Raw genomic sequence first — 19444 nt, 5'->3', positions numbered from 1 at the left:
TGATGGCCGGAGGTGGCGTCCTCACGCGCGATGCGCCACGCGCAGCGCCGCTGCAAGACCTGCGCATGGAGTGGCGCTGCGGTCGACGAGGCCGGCCGAGAGCCCGGCAGTGCGTGCTCCGGCGATGTCCTGGTCGGGGTGATCGCCAATGAACACGATCTCCGCTGGCGGGACGTCCAGCCGCGCGGCGAGGGTCTCAAACGCGCGTCGATCCGGTTTCTGGAATCCGATCTCATCCGACGTGCAGACGACGTCGATGAGAGGCATGATGCCGATCATGGTGAGCTTGTCGATCTGTTGCGCGTGATCGCCGTTCGTGAGCACACCGATGCGCGCGCCCTCCGCCCGCAGTCGATGCAGGACCGGCACAGCGTCGTCGAAGGCTCGCCAAGCTCGGCGGTATCGAACCAGGTAGCGCGTGAAGAGGGCGCCCGCCGCGGCGGGATCGCGGGGAACAGGCATCCCCATCAGCTCGAGGAAGTCGTTGATGCGCAGCCTTCGCTGGTCCGCGAACGAGACTCGCCCCGCCCGCCATGCCTCGAAATGCCTGGCTTCCAGGTCGAACCATGCGCGCACGACATCCGGAGCGGGTTCGCCCCCGAGCTCGGCGAGGAAGCCCGTCACCGCCTCAGTGGCGGCTCCGCGGTGGTCGAAATGGGTCCCGTCGAGGTCGAAGCCGACGGCACGCCAGGGAGCTCGTGCTCGAGCGGCCGTACGGATCACACCGTCATCTTGGCAGTGCCTCCACGCGGGGTGGTTGGATGAGGACGTGTCCACCGTTGCGCCGCCTGCCGAGGGAAGGGTCGCGGGTGAGGGCGGCGAGTCGTCGCGCTACGTCGTCGTAGCCCTGTTCGCTCCCCTCGAGGTGGGTGCGTCGATCAGCCGAGCGCGGTGGCCCGCCCACGTGACCGTCGTCGCGAACTTCGTCACGGCGTCCCCGGTCGAAGAAGTCGAGGGAGTGGTCCGGGAGACGGTCGCTCTCGACGCGCCGTTCGTCGTCCACCTCGAGGGTCGCGACCTGTTCGGTCCGAACCGTGACGTGCCCGTGCTGCTCGTGCGCCCTGGGCGCCTCGACGAACTCCACGGGCGGTTGGTCGTCGTCCTCGAACCGCTCGGCGCGGTCGCCGAAGAGCCCGCGTACTGGCGTGAGGGGTACCGTCCGCATCTGACGCTCGGATCCGCGGTCGAGGGCGAGGAGGGGGAGCGTCGGGTCGTGAGCCACCTCGCGATCGTGCGCCTCGACGAGGAGACGGCGACGACGCTGAGCCTCATCGGGCTCCGGGCCGACGCACCGGCGAACCGCTCCGCCGAAGCTGGGATGCAATGATGCCGCCGCGCATGCTCGTCGCGACCGACCTCGATGGGACGCTGGTCCCCAGCGGCAGCGCCGAGCTTCGGGCGTACACCGCGAGCGTGCTGCGCCGCCTCGACGACGCGGGGGTACCGGTGGTGTTCGTCACCGCCCGGCCGCTGCGATGGATGGTCGGCCTGTGGCCGCACGTCGGGAGTCATGGGTCGGCTGTCGTGTCCAACGGTGCGATCACCTTCGACGTGCGGTCGCGGGAGATCATCGACATCTCCGGGATCGCGGCCAGCGTCGGCATCCCCCTCTGCGAGGCGATCAGAGCCGAACTGCCGGGGGCGCGGTTCGCCATCGAGTGCGTGGACGGCATCCGCCTGGATTCCGGCTACGTCGATCCCTATCCCTCGCCCGACGTGCCGCGGGGAACGCTCGCCGAGATCTGGACGGAGCCCGCGGTCAAGCTCCTGGTCCGGCATCCGGATGCGCCCGTCGACCAGTTCCACGAGCGGGTGAGCATCGTCGTCGGCGAACGCGCGACCGCGACCTGGTCCGTCCCGGGGCTGGTGGAGATCAGCGCCTCGGGGGTGACGAAGGCCAGTGCCCTCCGCAGCCTCTGCGACCGGATGCGGGTGGACGCGCGTGATGTCGTCGCGTTCGGCGACATGCCCAACGACATCCCGATGCTCGAGTGGGCGGGTACGTCGTACGCGATGGCGAACGCGCATCCCTCCGTGATCGACATCGCGGATGACCTCGCGCCCGACTGCGAGGAGGAGGGCGTTGCCCAGGTGCTGGAACGCCTGGTGTCGGACCTCGAGCACGGCGTCACCCGAGGCTGACGCGCTCCTGGCGACGGACCGACTCCGTCGGCATCCGCGGCAGCCCCCCTTGACGCGTCCCACCCGATGTGTACAGTGTGAACATATCCGTCCGCACTCCGGAGGTTCCGATGTCGAGCACGACCCCCCAGGCACTGCCCCCCGTCGTCGGCGCCGAGTCGTGGCGTCGCGAACTGGACGAGCTCCGCGTCCGCGAGAAGGCCGCGACACGAGAACTCGACGCGATCGCGGCGCAGCGCAGGCGCCTGCCCATGGTCGAACTGCCGGATTACACCCTCGTCGGCGAGGAGGGGCCGGTCCGCCTGGCCGACCTCTTCCAAGGGCGGTCGCAGCTCATCGTGTACAACCACATGTGGTTCGAGGGGAAGCAGTGGCACTGCCCGGGATGCACGGGCTACACGTCGCAGTTCACCCGCCTGGAGTTCCTCGAGCCGTACGATGCGCGGTTCGTGATCGTCACTCAGGGGCCGATCGACGAAGCCCTCGCGTACAAGGAGCGCACCGGCAACCGCATGGAGTGGTACTCCACAGCGGACAGTCCGTTCGGGGCCGACATGGATGCGCCGGCGGGCGGTGGATTCGCCGTGAACGTCTTCCTCCGCGACGGTGACACCGTCTATCGCACGTGGCACACCAGCGGGCGCGGCACCGAGCAGCTCAGTCACACGTTCCCGCTCATCGACCTGCTGCCGTACGGACGCCGAGAGGACTGGCAGGACTCGCCGGAGGGATGGCCGCAGACCCCCGCCTACGACGGATGGTTCACCTCGCAGAAGGTCGCCGAGCTCTACGGTCCCGGTCACGGCTGATTTCCGCAGGGGCGGAGCCGTCTGAGCGCAGCGTCGGCGGATCCGCCATGATGGAGCGGATGAGCGCTCCCTCCCGCACCCGCATCCTCGTATCGAGCCTCGTGGCGGGAGCGCTGTGGCTCCTCGTCGCGGGCATCGGACTGGCCATCGGTCAGATCCCGAGCGGCGCCTCCCAGCTGGGCGCGGCGATCCCCGACCTGATGCCGCCGGCGGCGAGGCTCTGGCCCGCACCGTGGCCCGTCGTCGCGCTCGTGCTCGGCGCACTCGCCGTCGTCGTGTGCCACGCGCTGTTCACGGCACTGACGACGCGTGAGGCGACGGCATCCGTCGTCGGCGCGTGGTTCGCCGCCGTCGCCGCGGGCGCGGCCGTCGGCCTCGCGTTCGACATCGCCCTGGCCTGGGAGTCCGTGGCCATCGTCGGGCCACGCGGACTGCTCAGCGGCGAGTTCTCGGCGACGGCGGCCGCGGGCGCGCTGTGGGGACTGGTGACCGGATGGATGCCGGGCCTCGTGGTCGTACGGTCCGCGCAGCGTGACACCCCAGAACGCCCGCGCTTCGGGTGGCTCGTCGCTGCCGCCGCGCTCGGCGTCGTCGCGATCGTGGCGAGCGGGCTCGCGGGCGAGCGCGCGCAGAGCGACGCGATCGCGGCGGAGGTCGAGGCCAGGCGGCAGGTCGAGGCGGCGAACACCTTCGGGGCGCTTCCGGATCCGAACGCGAAGGGCGAACCCGTGCCCACCGCGGCTGCGGCATCCGGCACCTTCGAGCCCGGCTGGTGCACGCCAGATGTCGCGACGCCGCTGAAGGGCGAGCCGGATGCCGCGACCGGCCACCGCGGGCTTCCGATCGAGCTGATGAACTTCTCCGAGGAGCCCTGCGTGATCGAGGGGTATCCGGACGTCGCCTTCGGCGATCAGAACGACCACCTGCTGGACGTGACGATCGAGCAGGGCGGGTCGTTCATGACGCAGGACCCGGGTCCGCAGCGGATCGAGATCCCGGCGGGAGGCACCGCGGTGATGTACCTGGGGTGGGACGCGGCATCGCCGCACGGCGCGTTGGTCACCAAGACCGTCTACGTGGCCCCGACCGCCGGCATGCCGCGCGGCTCCTGGCCCATCGAACTCGACATCGTGGAGGGGTCGACCGTCAAGGTCACCGCCTGGCAGCTCGGCAGCGCCCCCGTCATGCAGTGATGCCGCACCCCGACCTCGGGGTCGGGGTGCGGCGGGGCCCACGCACCCGGAGGCTCCGCCAGCGCGCGAGCGCTGGTGGAGGGGATGTGGGGACAGCTGTCCGCGTCAGCGCCGCGAGGCGCTGCGGATCAATACCAGTCGGTGGCCTGCGAGTGACCCCACGCGGCGCACGGAGTGCCGTAGGAGCCGGCGATGTAGCCCAGGCCCCACGCGATCTGCGTGGCGGCGTTGGTCTGCCAGTCGGCGCCGGCGCTGGCCATCTTGTTGCCGGGGAGGGACTGCGGGATGCCGGTGGCACCGCTGCCGGCGTTGTACGCCTGGTAGTTCCAGCTCGACTCCTTGTTCCACAGCGACTCGAGGCACGAGAACTGGCCGTCGCCCCAGCCGTACTGCGAAGCGGCCATCTGACGTGCGGTCGCCTTGGCGCCCTCGGGGGTGTTCGCGGCGGCGAGGGCGGCGGCGGCCGCCTCGGCCTGGCGCTGGGCCTCCGCCGCGGCGGCGGCGGCCGCCTCCTCGGCGGCCTTCTTCGCCTTCGCGGCGTCGAGGTGCTCGCGCAGGTCGGCGATGCGGGCCGAGACCTTGGTGGTCGAGCCGGTGGTGTCGTCGGCGAGCGCGGGCACGAGCAGCATCGGCACGACGTCGAACTTCGAGAGGTTCTCGGTCGCCTTCGCGAGGGCGGTCGTGTCGATCGAGGTGTCGGCGACGCCGATGTCCAGGCCCGAGGAGGCGATGTCGGCGGTGAGCGCATCGGCCTCGGTCAGCGCGACGCGGGCGGCCAGCAGCGTGCTCTGCGCGTGGGTGCGGATCTGGCGCAGCGTCTCGGCGGTGGCCTCGGGCGCGGCGACCGACGCGACGGCGGTGGCGGCCAGCGGGGCCGCGGCAGCGAGGCTCGGCGAGGCGAGGGTCAGGCCGGTGGTCAGGGCGACCCCGAGTGCCGCTCCGGCGGCGACGGCGGGGACGAAGAAGCGGCGACGGGGGCGGCGGGCAGGGGTGAACGGGGCTTTTGAGTGCATGACGAACGTAGATCCTTCGAGCTTCCGCGCAGGAGCGAACCTGCGCTGCGCGCCCTCGGGTCGGACGCACAAGTCCACGAGTCTGCCTCATCGCCTCTGGACGACTCCCGGTGTTTTCCTGCGAGAACCGTGGGAGCGGTTCTGCGCGAAAGTCCTGATCCCAGGCCGGAGATTCCCTCACGACGGCGGGGTTCGGCATCCGGACACGCGCACCGGCGCGGGTATACCCGGGGCCGCAGGCGGGCCGCTAGCGTAGCGCTCGACGGGCGCGGCGATGCGCTCCGTCGACGCCGTGCACGATTCCTCGAAGGAGCGATCCATGGTCACAACGCCTGCAGCAGACATCGTCCGGGCCGTCGGTGGCGCCGGCAACATCGAGAGCCTCACGCACTGTGCGACCAGGCTCAGATTCCAGCTCCGCGACGCATCCGGCGTCGATCAGAACACCGTCGAGGCGATCCCGGGAGTCATGGGCGCCGTACCCCAGGCCGGCGAGCGGTTCCAGATCGTGATCGGCGGCGGCGTGCAGAACGTCTACAACGACATCATGGCGCTGCCCGAGATGGTGGACGGCGGTGGGGCCGCGGCGCCGGCCGACGACGACATCGACGCGATCAAGGCACGTGAGCGGGCGAAGGGCGTGCGCGGCAAGGTCGCCTGGATCGACTCGCTGTTCGAGTTCCTGTCGGACTCGTTCCGCCCGATCCTCGGAGCCCTGCTCGGCGCCTCGTTCTTCATCACGTTCATGGCGCTGCTGGCCACCCTGGGCGTCATCCCGGACTGGAACGCGCCCGGTGTGACGCTGGAGCCGTCGTGGGCGTTCGTCAACCTGATGTGGCAGTGCATCTTCGTCTTCCTGCCGCTGATGGTCGCCTACAACGCGACGAAGAAGGTCGGCGCCGACCCGTGGGTGGGCTTCGGCATCATGGCCGTGCTCATGCTGCCGGGCTTCCTCGCGCTGGGCGAAGGGGTCGAGCCGACGAAGTTCCTCGGCGTCGAGGTCACGATCGTGCCGATCTTCGGCTTCCCGCTGACGATCTTCGACTACAGCTCGCAGGTCTTCCCGCCGCTGCTCATGGCCGCCGTCATCGGCCCGCTCTACAAGCTGCTGCGCAAGCTCATCACCGCGAACCTGCAGCTGATCTTCGTGCCGTTCTTCGCGATGCTCATCATGATCCCGCTGACGGCCTTCATCATCGGCCCGATCGGCGTGTACGCGGGCGCGGCGCTCGCCGAGGGACTGAAGGCGATCAACCAGTTCTCGCCGTTCATCTTCGCGATCGTGATCCCGCTCGCGTACCCGTTCATGGTGCCGCTCGGCCTGCACTGGCCGATCAACGCGGTGATGCTGCTGAACATCCAGACGCTCGGGTACGACTTCATCCAGGGCCCGATGGGCGCGTGGAACTTCGCGTGCTTCGGCGCGACCGCCGGCGTGCTCGTGCTGTCGCTGCGCCACCGCGACACCCAGATGCGGCAGACCGCCACGGGGGCGCTCGCAGCGGGCCTGCTCGGCGGGATCTCCGAGCCGTCGCTGTACGGCATCCATCTGCGGTTCAAGCGGATCTACCCGCGCATGCTCGTGGGCTGCTTCGTCGGCGGTCTCACGATCGGCATCGGCAGCCTCATCATGGGGCTGCCCGACGGGGTCACCACCCAGGCGTTCGTGTTCACGTCGCTGCTGACGATCCCGGCGTTCAACCCGATCGGGCTCTACGCGATCGCGATCGGCCTCGCGTTCTTCACCTCGATGTTCCTCGTCATCTGGTCGAACTTCCGCACGCCCGAGCAGCAGGCGGAGTTCGAGGCGACCCGCGATGCGGCCGAGGCCGCAGCGGCCGCCGAACACGTGGCTCCCGCCGCGGTCGAGGCGAGCGAGCCGCGGGCGATGGACGCATCGGACGCCGCTCCCGCCGCCGCGGCCGTGCCGACGGCCACCGCGGTGCTCGAACGGGCCGCCATCGAGGTGCTCTCCCCGCTGGCGGGCAAGGTCGTGCCGCTGTCGGAGGTGCCCGACCCGGTCTTCGCGGGAGGGGTCATGGGGCCGGGCGCGGCGATCGAGCCCGTCGGCGACACCGTGTTCTCGCCCGGCGCGGGCGTGATCGCGGCGGCGCAGCCCACCGGGCACGCGTTCGGCATCGTCCTCGACGGCGGGCTCGAACTGCTGATCCACGTCGGCATCGACACCGTCAACCTCAAGGGTGAGGGGTTCGACGTCAAGGTCAAGAACGGCGATCGGGTCGAGCTCGGCACGCCGCTGGTGACGTTCGACCGCGACGTGATCACGAAGGCGGGCTATCCGCTCATCACGCCGGTCATCGTGCTGAACGCCGACGACTTCGGAGAGGTGTCGCCGGTGCTGGAGGGCGAGATCGCCGTGGGCGGCTCGCTCATCACCGTCGAGCAGAAGGAGTAGAGCGGGCGGATGCCGGGGGCCGACGCTGGCCGTCGGCTCGCGGCGTTTCGTCTCGCTTCGCTCGCTCAACGACCGGGGTCATGGTCTCGGTCGTTGAGCGAGCGAGGGCGGTGCCTGGGTCTCGGTCGTTGAGCGAGCGAGGGCGGTGCCTGGGTCTCGGTCGTTGAGCGAGCGAGGGAGGGCGGTGCCTGGGCCTCGGTCGCTGAGCGAGCGAGGGAGCGAGGGCAGTGCCCAGGGGTCTCGGTCGTTGAGCGAGGGAGCGCAGCGACCGAGACGAAACGCGCCGAACCCGACGCGCTAAGCCTTGCGGTGCGCGGCGTAGTACGCGAGGAGGGCCCGGGTGGAGGCATCCTGTGCGGCGATCGCCGCCTCGTCACCCTCGATGGCCGGTGCGATCTGCAGGGCGAGCTGCTTGCCGAGCTCGACGCCCCACTGGTCGAACGAGTTCACGCCCCAGATGACGCCCTGCGTGAAGGTGATGTGCTCGTACAGCGCGACGAGCTGGCCCAGCACCGAGGGTGTGAGCGCCGGCGCGAAGATCGAGGTCGTCGGCTTGTTGCCGGCGAACGTGCGCGCGGCGACGAGGGCGCCGGTCGTGCCCTCGGCCTCGACCTCTGCGGCGGTCTTGCCGAAGGCGAGCGCCTTGGTCTGCGCCAGGAAGTTCGACAGGAACAGGCCGTGCACGTCGCGGCCGCCGTCCTCCAGCGGGTAGGCGGGGTTCGCGAACGCGATGAAGTCGGCGGGGATGAGGCGCGTGCCCTGGTGGATCAGCTGGTAGAACGCGTGCTGGCCGTTGGTGCCGGGCTCGCCCCAGAACACCTCGCCGGTGTCGGTCGTCACCGGACTCCCGTCCCAGCGCACGGACTTGCCGTTGGACTCCATCGTCAGCTGCTGCAGGTACGCGGCGAAGCGGCTCAGCTGCTGGGCGTAGGGGAGCACGGCATGCGACTGGGCCCCGAGGAAGTTCGAGTACCAGACGTTGAGCAGGCCCATCAGCACCGGCACGTTGGCCTCGAGCGGCGTGGTGCGCACGTGCTCGTCGACCGCGTGGAAGCCGGCGAGCAGCTCGCGGAAGGCGTCCGGTCCGAGCTCGATCATGAGCGAGAGGCCGATGGCCGAGTCGACCGAGTAGCGGCCGCCCACCCAGTCCCAGAAGCCGAACGCGTTGTCGGTGTCGATACCGAAGGCGGCGACCTTGTCGAGGGCGGTCGACACGGCGACGAAGTGGTGGGCGACGGCATCCGTCCTCGCCTCGTCGCTGCCGTCGATGGCGCCGGAGGCGGTGAGCCCGGCCCAGAGCCAGTCGCGCGCGAGGCGCGCGTTGGTCAGAGTCTCGAGTGTCGTGAAGGTCTTCGATGCGACGATGAACAGGGTCGTCTCGGGGTCGAGGCCCTTCGTCTTCTGTGCGAGGTCGGTCGGGTCGATGTTCGAGACGAAGCGGGCCTGGATGCCGGCGTCGGCATACGGCTCGAGCGCGGCCGAGATCATCACCGGGCCGAGGTCGGAGCCGCCGATGCCGATGTTGACGATGTGGGTGACCTTCTTGCCCGTCACACCCGTCCACTCACCCGAGCGCACGCGGTCGGCGAAGGCGGACATCGCGGTCAGCACCGCCTGCACGTCGGCGTCGACGTCCTGGCCGTCCACGACCAGCGCTGGCTGCGCGCCCGCCGGCCTGCGCAGCGCCGTGTGCAGCACCGCGCGGTCCTCGGTGGTGTTGATGTGCTCGCCCGCGATCATCGCGGCGTACCGCTCGGCGACGCCGGTCTCCTCCGCCAGGCGCACCAGCGCGGCGAGGATCTCGTCGGTCACGAGGTTCTTCGACAGGTCGACATGGAGATCGGCGAGCTCGAAGCTGAGGCGTTCGGCGCGTCGCGGATCGATCGCGAACCAGTCGCGCAGATCGGGGGCGAACGAGTCGCGGATCGAGCTGAGCTCGGCCCAGGCGGACGTGGCGGTGGCATCGACGGGAGCGGTCACGCCCCTAACGTACTCGGGACGATGCGCGCGGTGGTTTCGTATTGCTCACCGGTGGCCTGCTGCTCCCGTGAGCCCGCCTACGCTGGAAGCGGAGGTGCCATGCCCTTTCCCTCGCCCGACCTGCGCCTGATCGCCGTCGACATGGACGGCACACTGCTCGACGGTGACGGCCGCATCCCCGACGGGCTGTGGCCGCTCTTGGATCGGCTTCACGCCCGCGGCATCCGCTTCGCCCCCGCGAGCGGTCGACAGCTCGCGACGCTGCAGCACGCCTTCGGCGACCACCTCGACGACATGGTCTTCATCGCCGAGAACGGCGCATACGTCGTCGAGGGCGGGAGCGAGATCAGCTCGGACGCGCTGGATCCCGCCTTCACCGCCGCCCTCGTGACGCGGCTGCGCGCTCTCGCGGCAGCGGGGCGCGACATCGGCGTGGTCGTCTGCGGCAAGCGCTCCGCCTACATCGAGCGGGCCGACCCGGAGTTCCTCGCGGAGGCGCGGAAGTACTACGCGCGGCTCGAGACCGTCGACGACCTCCTCGCGGTCGACGACCAGATCCTCAAGGTCGCGATCTACGACTTCGACTCCGCGGCCGACGCCGCTCCCGCGCTGGAGGACCTGCGCGCGACCCACCAGGTCGTGGTCTCGGGCGAGCACTGGATCGACGTGATGAACCCGGGCGTGAACAAGGGCGTCGCCCTGCGGCGGCTCCAGGCCGCGACGGGGATCACCGCGGCCCAGACGGCGGTGTTCGGGGACTACCTCAACGACCTCGAGATGATGGATGCCGCACACCTGTCGTTCGCGATGGCCAACGCGCACCCCGAGGTCGTGGCCCGGGCACGGTACCAGGCGCCGTCGAACCTCGACTACGGCGTCATCACGACCATCCACAGGCTGCTCGACGGGGAGCCGGGGGTGGATCCGTCCGCGCCGTAGGGTGAGGGGATGTTCGGTGGGCGCCTCCTCGTCCTGATCCTCGTCTACGGGCTCGCCGCGGCGGCGCTGTTCGGCGTCGTCTACGCCGCCGTGAGGCTGGGCGCCTTCCATGCCATGAAGGCGCACACGCGGTGGGTCGACCGAGGCAAGCCCTGATCCCCGCCTAGGCTCACCGTCATGGCGGTGAGTCAGACCCGGCGTGCGCGCGCCTCCCGGCGGCGGGCGCGCCGTGTCGCGGCCGCCGACAACGACCTCACCGCCGACGAGTGGGAGGCGCTGGTCGAGGCGTGGGGTGCGTGCGCCTACTGCGGCCTGACCGCGGGGCCCTTCCAGAGGGACTGCGTCCTGCCGATCTCGCGCGGCGGCCGCTACACGTTCGAGAACGTCGTGCCCGCGTGCCGCTCGTGCAACGCCAGCAAGAGCAACGACGAGGTCACCGGCTGGCTGCGCCGCAAGCGCCTCGACGAGCGCGCGTTCCTGTTGCGACACGTGGAGGTGCTCGCGGCGTGGCGGGGCGCGTCGGTGCACGAGGAGACACCATGACCGTCGGCATCCGTCCCTACGAGTCCCGCGACTGGGACGACATCTGCCGCATCCACGACGCCGCCCGCCTCGACGAACTGCGGGGCGCGGGCCTGCTCGACGCGTACCTCGACCTCGCCGACACCTACGAGAACGAGGGGCTCTTCGACGACGAGGTGTGGGTCGCCGAGGTCGACGGCGCCGTCGCCGGATTCATCGCCGGCTCGGCGTCGGAGGAGGGCGGCGAGATCACCTGGATCTACGTCGACCCGGACCTGTACCGACGCGGCGTCGGCCGCGCGCTCGTCGAGCAGTTCGTCGCGCGCTCCGGCGGACCGGTGGAGCTCGAGGTGCTCGACGGGAACGCCGCGCGCGACTTCTACGAGGCGCTCGGCTTCGTGCACGCTTCGACGACGTCCGGAAAGCTCGCCGGCAACGAGGCATTCACCGCCACCGGTCACACGCTCGTCTGGTCCCCGCCGCGGCTGTAGACGCGCCGCGGGACGGGAAGCGGCCCGCGTGCTTCGGGTGCACGCGGGCCGCTGGTCCGGGGACGGATGCTACTGCGCCGCGTAGCCGCCGTCGACGAGGTGGTAGCTGCCGCTGACGAAGGTGGCGGCATCCGAGGCGAGGAACGCCACGAGGTTCGCGACCTCCTGCGGGTCGCCGAGGCGGCCGAGCGCGTGCTTGCCGGCGAGGGCCGTCTGCGCGTCGGCGTCGAGGTTCGCGTCGACCAGTGGCGTGTGGATGAAGCCGGGGCCGACCGCGTTCACGCGGACGCCCTGCGCGCCGTACTCGAGGGCCGCGTTCTTGGTGAGGCCGACCACGCCGTGCTTGGCGGTGACGTAGGCGGACGACATCGGGATGCCGACCGAGCCGAGCACCGACGAGATGTTCACGATCGCGCCCCCGCCGTTGCGCGCGATGGCCGGCGCCTGCGCGCGCGTGCCGTAGAACACCGCGTTCAGGTTGATGTCGATGACCTTCTGCCACGAGTCGATCGGGTACTCGCCGATAGGGGCGGCCGCGCCGCCGATGCCGGCGTTGTTGACCGCGATCCGCAGGGGCGCGAGGGCTTCGGCGGCGTCGACGGCCGCCTGTCCGACCGCCGGGTCGGACACGTCGCCGACGAACGCGACGGCTGTGCCGCCCGCGCCGGTGATCTCGGCGGCGACCGCGTCGGCGGCCTCCTGTCGCACGTCGGCGACGAGCACTGCGGCGCCGTTGGCGGCCAGGGTGAGGGCGACCGCCCGGCCGATGCCGGATCCTGCGCCGGTGACGATGGCGGAACGCTCCGCGACATCGTACGTAGCCATGATTACCTCCGTTGGTGGCGTCATCGCGTGGCGCCGATCACTTCTCCGACATTTGTCGGTTATGTATGAGTTAACCTACACCTGTCGAAAAGATTCCCGGAGGTGGGATGGACCCCCGCAAGCAGCGCAGTCGCGACCGTCTGTACGCCGCCGTGCTCGCGCTCGCCGCCGACCGGCCGATCTCGGATCTGACGGTCACGCAGATCGCCGACGCGGCCGGCGTGCACCGCTCGACGTTCTACGAGCACGCCGATTCGCCCGAGGCGCTCGTCGAGGCCGCGCTCACCGCGGAGCTGGACGTCCTGCGCGACGAGCTCATGAAGGACCGAGCGGATGCCGCCGCCGCGCTCGCGACCGTCACCGAGCGCGTGCTCCACCACATCCTGCGGCACGTCGCCATCTACCGACGGGAGCTCGCGGACGGCGGGGGAGTGCTGCACGCGATGCTCAGCCGCCACTTCCGCGGTACGACCGAGACGCTCCTGGAGCGCGGTCGCGTCGAGGTCCCGATCGTGGTCGACGGCGTCTCCGCCGCGCGCGTGTCGGATGCCGCCGCGCGGTTCCTGGCGGACGGCACGGTGGGGATGATCGACGGGTGGCTGCGGCATCCGTCACCGCGGGTCGCGGACTTCCTGCGCGTGTATCTCGCGCTGCTGCCGGACTGGTGGCCCCACCGGCCCACCGCCTGACCAGGAGCTACCCCGCTGCGGCAGCCGCTCCGGTGAGCACCGTGATGCCGTCGAGCACGGCGCGCTGTGTCGAACGGGCGCCGAGCACCCGGAAGTGCCCCGACGTCGGCACCGCGATGTTCGTCGCCCCGTCCAGGGCGCTGCCCTCGGGGATGTGGGGATCCCAGGGGCCGAAGACCGACACGATCCGTCCGTTGACCGACGTCTCGCGTCCGAGGGTGAGGATCGTCTCGTCCTGCGGGCGGAAGGCGCGGATGCTCGGCACGACGAACAGGCGCGCGAGCCGCGAGCCGCCGAACGGCGTCGCGACGGCGACGAGGCCGATGACGCCCAGCGGCTGCCCGTCGTCGGCCGCGCTGGCCGCGCCGTCGGCGGGGTCACCCCCGGCGGCCGCCTCGGCGACGGCGCGCGCGGCCGCCCCCGACGAGACGAGCAGGTGCTTGCCGATGAGCCCGCCCTTGCTGTGCGCCACGAGCACGCGCCCGGCGGCGGGGGCCGGGGTCCGCGCCAGCAGCTCGCCGAGGCGATCCGCGGTGGAGGGGATCGTCCGGCGGTTCACCCCCAGGCCGTGGACCACGCAGACGCGGTGCCCGGCCGCCGCGAGCGCATCGCCCAGCGGCCGCAGGAACGTCCAATGCTCGTACACGCCGGGCACGAGGTACACCTCGGGCAGTGCGGGATCGCCGCTGCGCCAGCTGCGTGGAAGGGGGCGAGGGCGCCCGATCGCCCACGGGAACGAGAAGACCGCGAGCTGCCGCCGCGCGGCGTAGACGTAGTCGCCCGCCCACCACAGCCCGCGCTTCACGAGGGGCAGGCGCGCGGTCGTCGTCGGCTCCGGCGTGGGCGGCATGGCGAAAGTCTAGGAGTCCCGTGGCCGCCGGCGGTGTCCGCTCAGACTGCGCGCATGCTGTTGTTGCGCTTCTCGTGGGTGAGCTCGGCCAGTCCCAGCTCCTCCAGGAGCGGCGGCAGGTACATGCCGAAACGCCCCCGGTAGCCCTTGCGCAGGCCGTACCAGCCGCCCACGGGGTTGCCGACATCCCGTGCCCACGCCTCGACGGTGCCCTCGGCCGCGGGCTTCTGCTCGTCGGCGGCACCCAGCGGCACCCAGTCGCCCTGCTCGCGCAGCCACGCGGCGAGGTCGTCGACGGCGCTCAAGTGGTAGCGCAGCGTCGTCGTGCCGACCTGGCACACCAGTGCCGGCGGATCGGCCGTCTCATCGCGGTGCATCGTGTACTCGCTGGTGCCCGGCGCCGTGGTCAGCCGCCACGGATCGTCGGCGGTCCCCGAACCTGTCATGTGCCCACCCCCTCGGACGGGAGTCTGCGCCCCGGCCGCCCGTCGCGCAAGCGCCTAGGCGACGGTGCCGGCGGGGGCGGGCGCCGGTGCGCCGCGCACGCCGGTGATCGCCGATTCCACGACGGCGGCGGCGAGGGCGTCGATGACGGATGCCGGCTGCCACCGCACCGGGCCGTGCACCGCGATGTCGGCGAACCCGTGGACGGCCGACCAGCACGCCCATTCGGCGTACGGCCGGCGTTCGGCGGCGAGGGCCCCGGCATCCACCATGGCGTCGAGCGTGTCCATGAGCAGCCGGAACGGAGCGACGATCTCGTCGTCGAGCGTGACGATCCCCCCGTTCGCGTGGGTGTCCTGCGTGAAGAAGGCGGTCTCGAACCACCCGCGCTCGGCGCGGGCGAAGGCGATGTACGCCAGGCCCACGCGGCGCAGGCGTTCGACAGCGGCATCGGCGGGGGAGAGCTCGCCCGGGGTCTCGTCGACGCGCGCGGCGATCGCGCCCGCGAGCGCGAGCTGCGCCTCGCGGGCGACGGCCCGCACCAGCGCGTCGCGGTCGGCGAAGTGGCGGTAGGCGGCGTTGGGCGAGACCCCGACCGCACGGGTGGCCTCCCGGAGCGTCACCGCGGACGGGCCGCCGCTGCGGGCGAGCTGCAGTCCCTCGGCGATGAGGGCGTGCCGCAGGTCGCCGTGGTGATAGGTGCGCACCGGTGAAGTCATTGCGCCGCCCCGCTCAGGTGTGTACGGTGTGAACATCGAATGTGAACGGTGTCCACATTCAGCTTAGGCCCTCGCCCGTCCGCCCTCGACCGCGAACACGCCGGAGGACAGTCCCATGAGCCAGCCGACCCCCGTGGAGGTCGCCGGATCCGAGAACCCGCACCAGGGGCCCGCGACGGTGCGCGCCTTCCACCAGGTCCTCGTCAACACCGCCGTGGCGAACGTCACGACCAGCTACCTGTGGTTCGGCCTCACCTTCTGGGTGTACCTCGAGACCCAGTCGGTGCTGGCCACCGCGATCATCGGCGGGTCGTACATGCTGCTGGTCGCCGTCTTCGGCGTGGTCTTCGGCGTGATCGTCGATCACATGAAGAAGAAGGCGGTCATGCTGCTGTCGAGCATCGTGACCCTCGCCGCCTACCTGATCGCCGGCGCGATGTTCCTCGCGTTCCCCGAGAGCGTGCTGCTGGACTGGGGTGGACCCTGGTTCTGGGTCTTCGCGGGCGTCATCCTCGCCGGCGGCGTCGTCGAGAACCTCCGCAACATCGCGCTGTCGACGACGGTGACCCTCCTCGTGCCCGCCGAGCGCCGCGATCGCGCCAACGGCCTCGTCGGCGCCGTGCAGGGCATCGCCTTCATGGTCACGAGCGTGTTCTCGGGGCTGTCGATCGGCCTCCTGGGCATGGGATGGACGACGGCGATCGCCATCGCCGCCACCGCCGTCGCGCTGGTGCACCTGCTGTTCGTGCCCATCCCCGAGCGCGGTGTGGCCCACGTGGAGGGCGATGCGCCGAAGGGCTTCGGCTTCCGTGGCGTGATCCCCGCCGTCATGGCGGTGCCCGGTCTTCTCGCGCTGATCCTGTTCTCGACGTTCAACAACCTCGTCGGCGGCGTCTTCATGGCGCTGATGGATCCGTACGGGCTGACGCTCTTCTCCGTCGAGATGTGGGGCATCGTGCTGGGGGTGACGAGCTTCGGCTTCATCATCGGCGGCGCGCTGGTGGCGAAGTTCGGCCTCGGCAAGAACCCCGTGCGCACCATGCTGCTGGTGAACATCGGCATCGCGCTGCTGGGGATGACCTTCGCGATCCGCGAGTGGTGGTGGCTGTACGGTCTCGGCATCCTCGTCTTCATGGCGCTGATGCCGATCGCCGAGGCGTCGGAGCAGACCATCGTGCAGCGCGTCGTGCCGTTCGAGAAGCAGGGGCGCGTATTCGGGTTCGCCGCGAGCGTCGAGTCGGCCGCCGCTCCCGTGTCGGCGTTCCTCATCGGGCCGATCGCGCAGTTCTGGCTCATCCCGTTCATGCAGTCGCCGCAGGGGCAGGATGCGTTCGGCTGGCTGCTCGGCGAGGGCGAGGCCCGCGGCATCGCGCTGGCGTTCGTCGGCGCGAGCCTGGTGCTGCTGCTCGTCGTGCTGCTCGCATTCGTGTCCAAGCCGTACCGCGAGCTGTCGGACGCGTACGCCGCGGCAGCGCCGCCAGAGCCGCTCGAGGACGCGTCGAGCGAGGATGCCGCAGCCGCAGCCGCAGCCGCAGCCGCAGCCGCAGCCGCAGCCGCAGCCGCAGCCGGAGCCGCCGCCGTCGGCGAGGCCGGAGAGGATCTCCGCTCCAGCCTGCGGTGAGTCCGTCGGCCTGCCGAAACCTGGGAATACCCTGGAGGGGTATCACCGTTGCCTTCCAGCAGGCATACCCATAGGGGGTATCTCGAACGGAGGAGAACGCCGATGAGCACCCTGACCCGCCCCACCCCGGCCGTGCGCCGACGGTGGTGGGGCCTCGCCCTGATCGCCGCGGCGCAGTTCGTCGTGATCATGGACACGTCGATCATCGGCGTGGCCCTCCCCGACATCCAGCAAGCCCTGGGCTTCACGCCCGAGACGCTGTCGTGGGTGTTCAACGCCTATGTGGTCGCCTTCGGCGGACTGCTGCTGCTGGGCGGGCGCCTCGCCGACGTGTTCGGCGCACGCCGCGTCTTCATCACCGGCTGGCTGGTGCTCCTGGCCGGATCGATCGTCGCAGGCGCCGCCGGCGACGTCGCCACCGAGATCGTGGGGCGTGCCGTGCAGGGCGCCGGCGCCGCGCTCATCGCGCCCGCCGCGCTGGCGCTGCTGATGACGCTGTTCGGCGGCACGGCGGACCTGCCGCGGGCCTTCGCCGTGTACGGCGCCGCGGCCCCCATCGGCGGTTCGGTGGGCGTCTTCCTCGGCGGCGTGCTGACGCAGTACGCGGGCTGGCCCTGGGTGTTCTACGTGTCGGTGCCGATCGCCCTCGCGGTGGTGCTGCTCACCCCCGTCGCCCTGCCCGCCGCGCCCAAGGCGGGCCGCGTCGGACGCCGGCCGCGGATCGACGTCGCCGGGGCGCTGACCTCGACGCTCGGCCTCGCCGCATTGGTGTTCGCGATCGTGCGCGCGCCCGAGGCGGGCTGGCTGAGCGCGGCGACGCTCGTGCCGCTCCTCGGCGGCGTGCTCCTCCTGGTCGCGTTCGCGGTGATCGAGCGTCGCGTGCGCGAGCCGCTGCTGCAGCCCTCGCTGCTGCGCCGTCCGCTGCTGGCAGGGGCGAACCTCGCGCAGCTGCTCCTCGGGGCGGCGTGGGTGTCGATGTGGTACTTCCTCAACCTGCACCTGCAGAACGTGCTCGGGGCGACCCCGTTCCTGGCGGGGCTGGCGCTGCTGCCGATGACCGCGCTCATCGTCGTCGGCATGACTGCCGTCTCGCCGCGACTGGCCGCGCGGTTCGGCACCCGCGCCATGGTCGGGTGGGGCTTCGTGCTGCTGACCGCCGGGCTCGTCTGGCTGGCCTTCGGGGGCGCCGACGGCTCCTACGTGCTTGCGGTGCTGCCGGCGTCGCTGGTCGCCGCGGCGGGCATGGCGCTCGCGTTCGTCCCGTCGCTGAGCGCGGCGATCTCGTCGGCGCCGCCGGAGGATGCCGGAGTCGCGTCGGGTCTGGTCAACACGAGCTACCAGATCGGCTCGGCGCTCGGCCTCGCGGCGCTGACCGCCGTCGTGGCCGCGCTCCCGCAGCCGGCGGGCGAGGTCGCTTATGGCGGCGGCTTCCTCGGCGCCGCGATCGTCGCCGCGGTCGGCGCGCTGGCGGCGTCGGCGCTGCTGCGGACGCCCGCGGCGCGATGAGCATCCGCGCGGCCGTTCGGTGACCACGGGCGGCGACAAGAGCGAGGGGGACGGATGCCGCGGCATCCGTCCCCCTCGTCCGCCCGCCGGGCGGTCGTCAGAAGCGCGTGAGCCCCGCGATGGCGGCCTCGTCGGGACGGCCGGGGAACACGTCGAGCGCGAATCCCGCGGTGTCGACGGCGACCGTCAGCAGCGTCGCCCACTGGTCGATGCGGGGGAGGTCCGGATCGGGGGTGAGGCAGATCTCCGCCGCCGCACCGGCTCCGCCGCACGCGGCCGCTGCGCGAGCCGTCGGCCCGAGTCCGGCGAGTCCGCCGCGTACCGCCTCGAGGTGGGCGAGGCGTTCGGCGGTGGTGGAATCGGCGGGCATGATGTCGCCCTCCGCCAGCTCGGGGTCGAGGAAGTGGTTCGTGTGCAGCAGCCAGCCGTCGGCTCCGGGGGAGACCACCGCGACGCCGGCGGGGGAGACCTCGATGGAGGCCGCGCGGGAGCCGGTGGCATCCGTCGTGAACACGGTGAACACCGTCGACGCGCTCACCGTCGCGCTCTCCGCGATGCGGTGCGCGTCCTCGACGGTCCGTGCCTCGTCGAGGATCCGGCGCGCGATGGCGTGCACCGGGACCCCGCCGGCATTCGAGTCGGTGCGGTGCGACAGGATGTTGAAGTGCACGCCGAGGCCCGCACTGTTGACGCCGATCTTGGCCGCCGTGCCGAACTCGGTGAACATCCTGACGTCCAGGCCCGCGTCCGAGGTGTATGAGACGAGCAGCCCCTCGGGAACGAGGAAGTCGTGCCAGTCCCACGTCTGGATGGACTCGGCGGGCACGCCGGGCCCGACGTGCACGGCGGTCGAGCATTCGCCTTCGCCGCGCGGCGGCGCGGCCGCGAGCACCTCGGTGCGGGCGCCGACGGCCGCGAGGTCCACCGGGTCGATGCCGGCCGTCGCTGCGGTCGCGTCCGCCTCGATCGCGAGCGTGGGCGCCCATTCGGCCAGCGCGTCCCGGCTGCGCGCGGCGATCTCCCGCACCTCGTGCGACGGGATGCCGAGCTCGGCGAAATGCGCGAGGTACAGCTCCACGTTGCGGCGGTACTGCGACGCGAACGTCGTTCCCAGCTCAGCGCCGCGCGCGGCGGGGTCGCCGGCGGTCGGCGCGGTGGTGCGAAGCTCCATTGCTCTCCTCGGGTCGGGGTAGGTGGCTCACGCTCGACGGTAGCGGGCGCGGTCGTGCGGGGTGCGCTTCGTCTCGGTCGCTGCGCTCCCTCGCTCAGCGACCGAGGGCGTTTG

General features: G+C 71.4%; 20 protein-coding genes. 12 read left to right on the top strand and 8 right to left on the bottom strand.

The features are described 5' to 3' along the window. Window positions 1-21: 21 nt before the first annotated feature. Window positions 22-723, bottom strand: coding sequence for an HAD family hydrolase (locus AC1DDU_RS04230; protein WP_477431431.1), 702 nt, complete (start codon window positions 721-723; stop codon window positions 22-24). Between the two features lie 46 nt (window positions 724-769). Here AC1DDU_RS04230 and AC1DDU_RS04225 point away from each other — a divergent pair, with 46 nt between their 5' ends. From AC1DDU_RS04225 to AC1DDU_RS04210, 4 genes are all read left to right on the top strand, one after another. Then, the gene (locus tag AC1DDU_RS04225; protein WP_477431429.1) at window positions 770-1327 is read left to right on the top strand and encodes a 2'-5' RNA ligase family protein; all 558 of its coding nucleotides are present in this window, start codon (window positions 770-772) and stop codon (window positions 1325-1327) included. Continuing rightward, a complete protein-coding gene (locus AC1DDU_RS04220; protein WP_477431427.1) occupies window positions 1327-2142 on the top strand; it encodes an HAD hydrolase family protein in 816 nt (271 codons plus the stop codon). Before AC1DDU_RS04225 ends, AC1DDU_RS04220 begins: the two co-directional genes overlap by 1 nt. Window positions 2143-2252: 110 nt before the next feature. Beyond that, entirely contained in the window at window positions 2253-2951 is a 699-nt protein-coding gene (locus AC1DDU_RS04215) for a DUF899 domain-containing protein (RefSeq protein WP_477431425.1), read from the top strand. A 59-nt stretch (window positions 2952-3010) separates the two neighbouring features. Continuing rightward, on the top strand, window positions 3011-4144 hold the full coding sequence (locus tag AC1DDU_RS04210; RefSeq protein WP_477431423.1) for a DUF4232 domain-containing protein: 1134 nt from the start codon (window positions 3011-3013) through the stop codon (window positions 4142-4144). Window positions 4145-4272: 128 nt separating this feature from the next. On the opposite strand, the gene AC1DDU_RS04205 is transcribed toward AC1DDU_RS04210, so the two are convergent. Continuing rightward, window positions 4273-5157 carry an aggregation-promoting factor C-terminal-like domain-containing protein gene (locus AC1DDU_RS04205; RefSeq protein ID WP_477431421.1) on the bottom strand — a complete coding sequence of 295 codons (885 nt, stop codon included), beginning with the start codon at window positions 5155-5157 and terminating at the stop codon, window positions 4273-4275. A 319-nt stretch (window positions 5158-5476) separates the two neighbouring features. Between AC1DDU_RS04205 and AC1DDU_RS04200 the strand changes: the two genes are divergently transcribed. Further along, a complete protein-coding gene (locus AC1DDU_RS04200) occupies window positions 5477-7573 on the top strand; it encodes a glucose PTS transporter subunit IIA (RefSeq protein ID WP_477431419.1) in 2097 nt (698 codons plus the stop codon). Between the two features lie 297 nt (window positions 7574-7870). Here the strand turns inward: AC1DDU_RS04200 and pgi are convergent, their stop codons facing one another. Next, the gene (gene pgi, locus AC1DDU_RS04195; RefSeq protein ID WP_477431417.1) at window positions 7871-9553 is read right to left on the bottom strand and encodes a glucose-6-phosphate isomerase; all 1683 of its coding nucleotides are present in this window, start codon (window positions 9551-9553) and stop codon (window positions 7871-7873) included. Window positions 9554-9652: 99 nt separating this feature from the next. Here pgi and AC1DDU_RS04190 point away from each other — a divergent pair, with 99 nt between their 5' ends. Genes AC1DDU_RS04190 through AC1DDU_RS04175 form a run of 4 tightly spaced genes read left to right on the top strand, consistent with a single transcriptional unit; the run spans window position 9653 to window position 11505 of the window. After that, a complete protein-coding gene (locus AC1DDU_RS04190; RefSeq protein WP_477431415.1) occupies window positions 9653-10492 on the top strand; it encodes a Cof-type HAD-IIB family hydrolase in 840 nt (279 codons plus the stop codon). A 9-nt stretch (window positions 10493-10501) separates the two neighbouring features. Then, window positions 10502-10648, top strand: coding sequence for a hypothetical protein (locus AC1DDU_RS04185; RefSeq protein ID WP_477431413.1), 147 nt, complete (start codon window positions 10502-10504; stop codon window positions 10646-10648). Window positions 10649-10669: 21 nt separating this feature from the next. After that, window positions 10670-11035: an HNH endonuclease gene (locus AC1DDU_RS04180; RefSeq protein ID WP_477431411.1), complete on the top strand. Its 366-nt coding sequence runs from the start codon at window positions 10670-10672 to the stop codon at window positions 11033-11035. Continuing rightward, on the top strand, window positions 11032-11505 hold the full coding sequence (locus AC1DDU_RS04175) for a GNAT family N-acetyltransferase (protein WP_477431409.1): 474 nt from the start codon (window positions 11032-11034) through the stop codon (window positions 11503-11505). Before AC1DDU_RS04180 ends, AC1DDU_RS04175 begins: the two co-directional genes overlap by 4 nt. A 69-nt stretch (window positions 11506-11574) precedes the next feature. On the opposite strand, the gene AC1DDU_RS04170 is transcribed toward AC1DDU_RS04175, so the two are convergent. After that, window positions 11575-12330, bottom strand: coding sequence for an SDR family NAD(P)-dependent oxidoreductase (locus AC1DDU_RS04170; protein ID WP_477431407.1), 756 nt, complete (start codon window positions 12328-12330; stop codon window positions 11575-11577). Window positions 12331-12437: 107 nt separating this feature from the next. Here AC1DDU_RS04170 and AC1DDU_RS04165 point away from each other — a divergent pair, with 107 nt between their 5' ends. After that, window positions 12438-13019, top strand: coding sequence for a TetR/AcrR family transcriptional regulator (locus AC1DDU_RS04165; protein ID WP_477431405.1), 582 nt, complete (start codon window positions 12438-12440; stop codon window positions 13017-13019). A 7-nt stretch (window positions 13020-13026) separates the two neighbouring features. On the opposite strand, the gene AC1DDU_RS04160 is transcribed toward AC1DDU_RS04165, so the two are convergent. Genes AC1DDU_RS04160 through AC1DDU_RS04150 form a run of 3 tightly spaced genes read right to left on the bottom strand, consistent with a single transcriptional unit; the run spans window position 13027 to window position 15032 of the window. Further along, window positions 13027-13869 carry an esterase/lipase family protein gene (locus AC1DDU_RS04160; protein ID WP_477431403.1) on the bottom strand — a complete coding sequence of 281 codons (843 nt, stop codon included), beginning with the start codon at window positions 13867-13869 and terminating at the stop codon, window positions 13027-13029. A 41-nt stretch (window positions 13870-13910) separates the two neighbouring features. Further along, window positions 13911-14315: a DUF6855 family protein gene (locus AC1DDU_RS04155; RefSeq protein ID WP_477431401.1), complete on the bottom strand. Its 405-nt coding sequence runs from the start codon at window positions 14313-14315 to the stop codon at window positions 13911-13913. Window positions 14316-14369: 54 nt separating this feature from the next. Then, entirely contained in the window at window positions 14370-15032 is a 663-nt protein-coding gene (locus AC1DDU_RS04150) for a TetR/AcrR family transcriptional regulator (RefSeq protein WP_477431399.1), read from the bottom strand. A 115-nt stretch (window positions 15033-15147) separates the two neighbouring features. Between AC1DDU_RS04150 and AC1DDU_RS04145 the strand changes: the two genes are divergently transcribed. Next, window positions 15148-16653, top strand: coding sequence for an MFS transporter (locus AC1DDU_RS04145; RefSeq protein WP_477431397.1), 1506 nt, complete (start codon window positions 15148-15150; stop codon window positions 16651-16653). 102 nt (window positions 16654-16755) lie between these two features. Then, window positions 16756-18159, top strand: a complete 1404-nt coding sequence (locus AC1DDU_RS04140) for an MFS transporter (protein ID WP_477431396.1) — start codon at window positions 16756-16758, stop codon at window positions 18157-18159. A gap of 97 nt (window positions 18160-18256) precedes the next feature. Here the strand turns inward: AC1DDU_RS04140 and AC1DDU_RS04135 are convergent, their stop codons facing one another. Further along, window positions 18257-19330 carry a C45 family autoproteolytic acyltransferase/hydolase gene (locus tag AC1DDU_RS04135; RefSeq protein ID WP_477431394.1) on the bottom strand — a complete coding sequence of 358 codons (1074 nt, stop codon included), beginning with the start codon at window positions 19328-19330 and terminating at the stop codon, window positions 18257-18259. Window positions 19331-19444 lie beyond the last annotated feature (114 nt).

Source organism: Microbacterium sp. 05T445 (assembly GCF_056395865.1).
The sequence above is the reverse complement of the archived record's forward strand: the minus strand, read 5'-3'. Positions and strand labels throughout refer to the sequence as shown.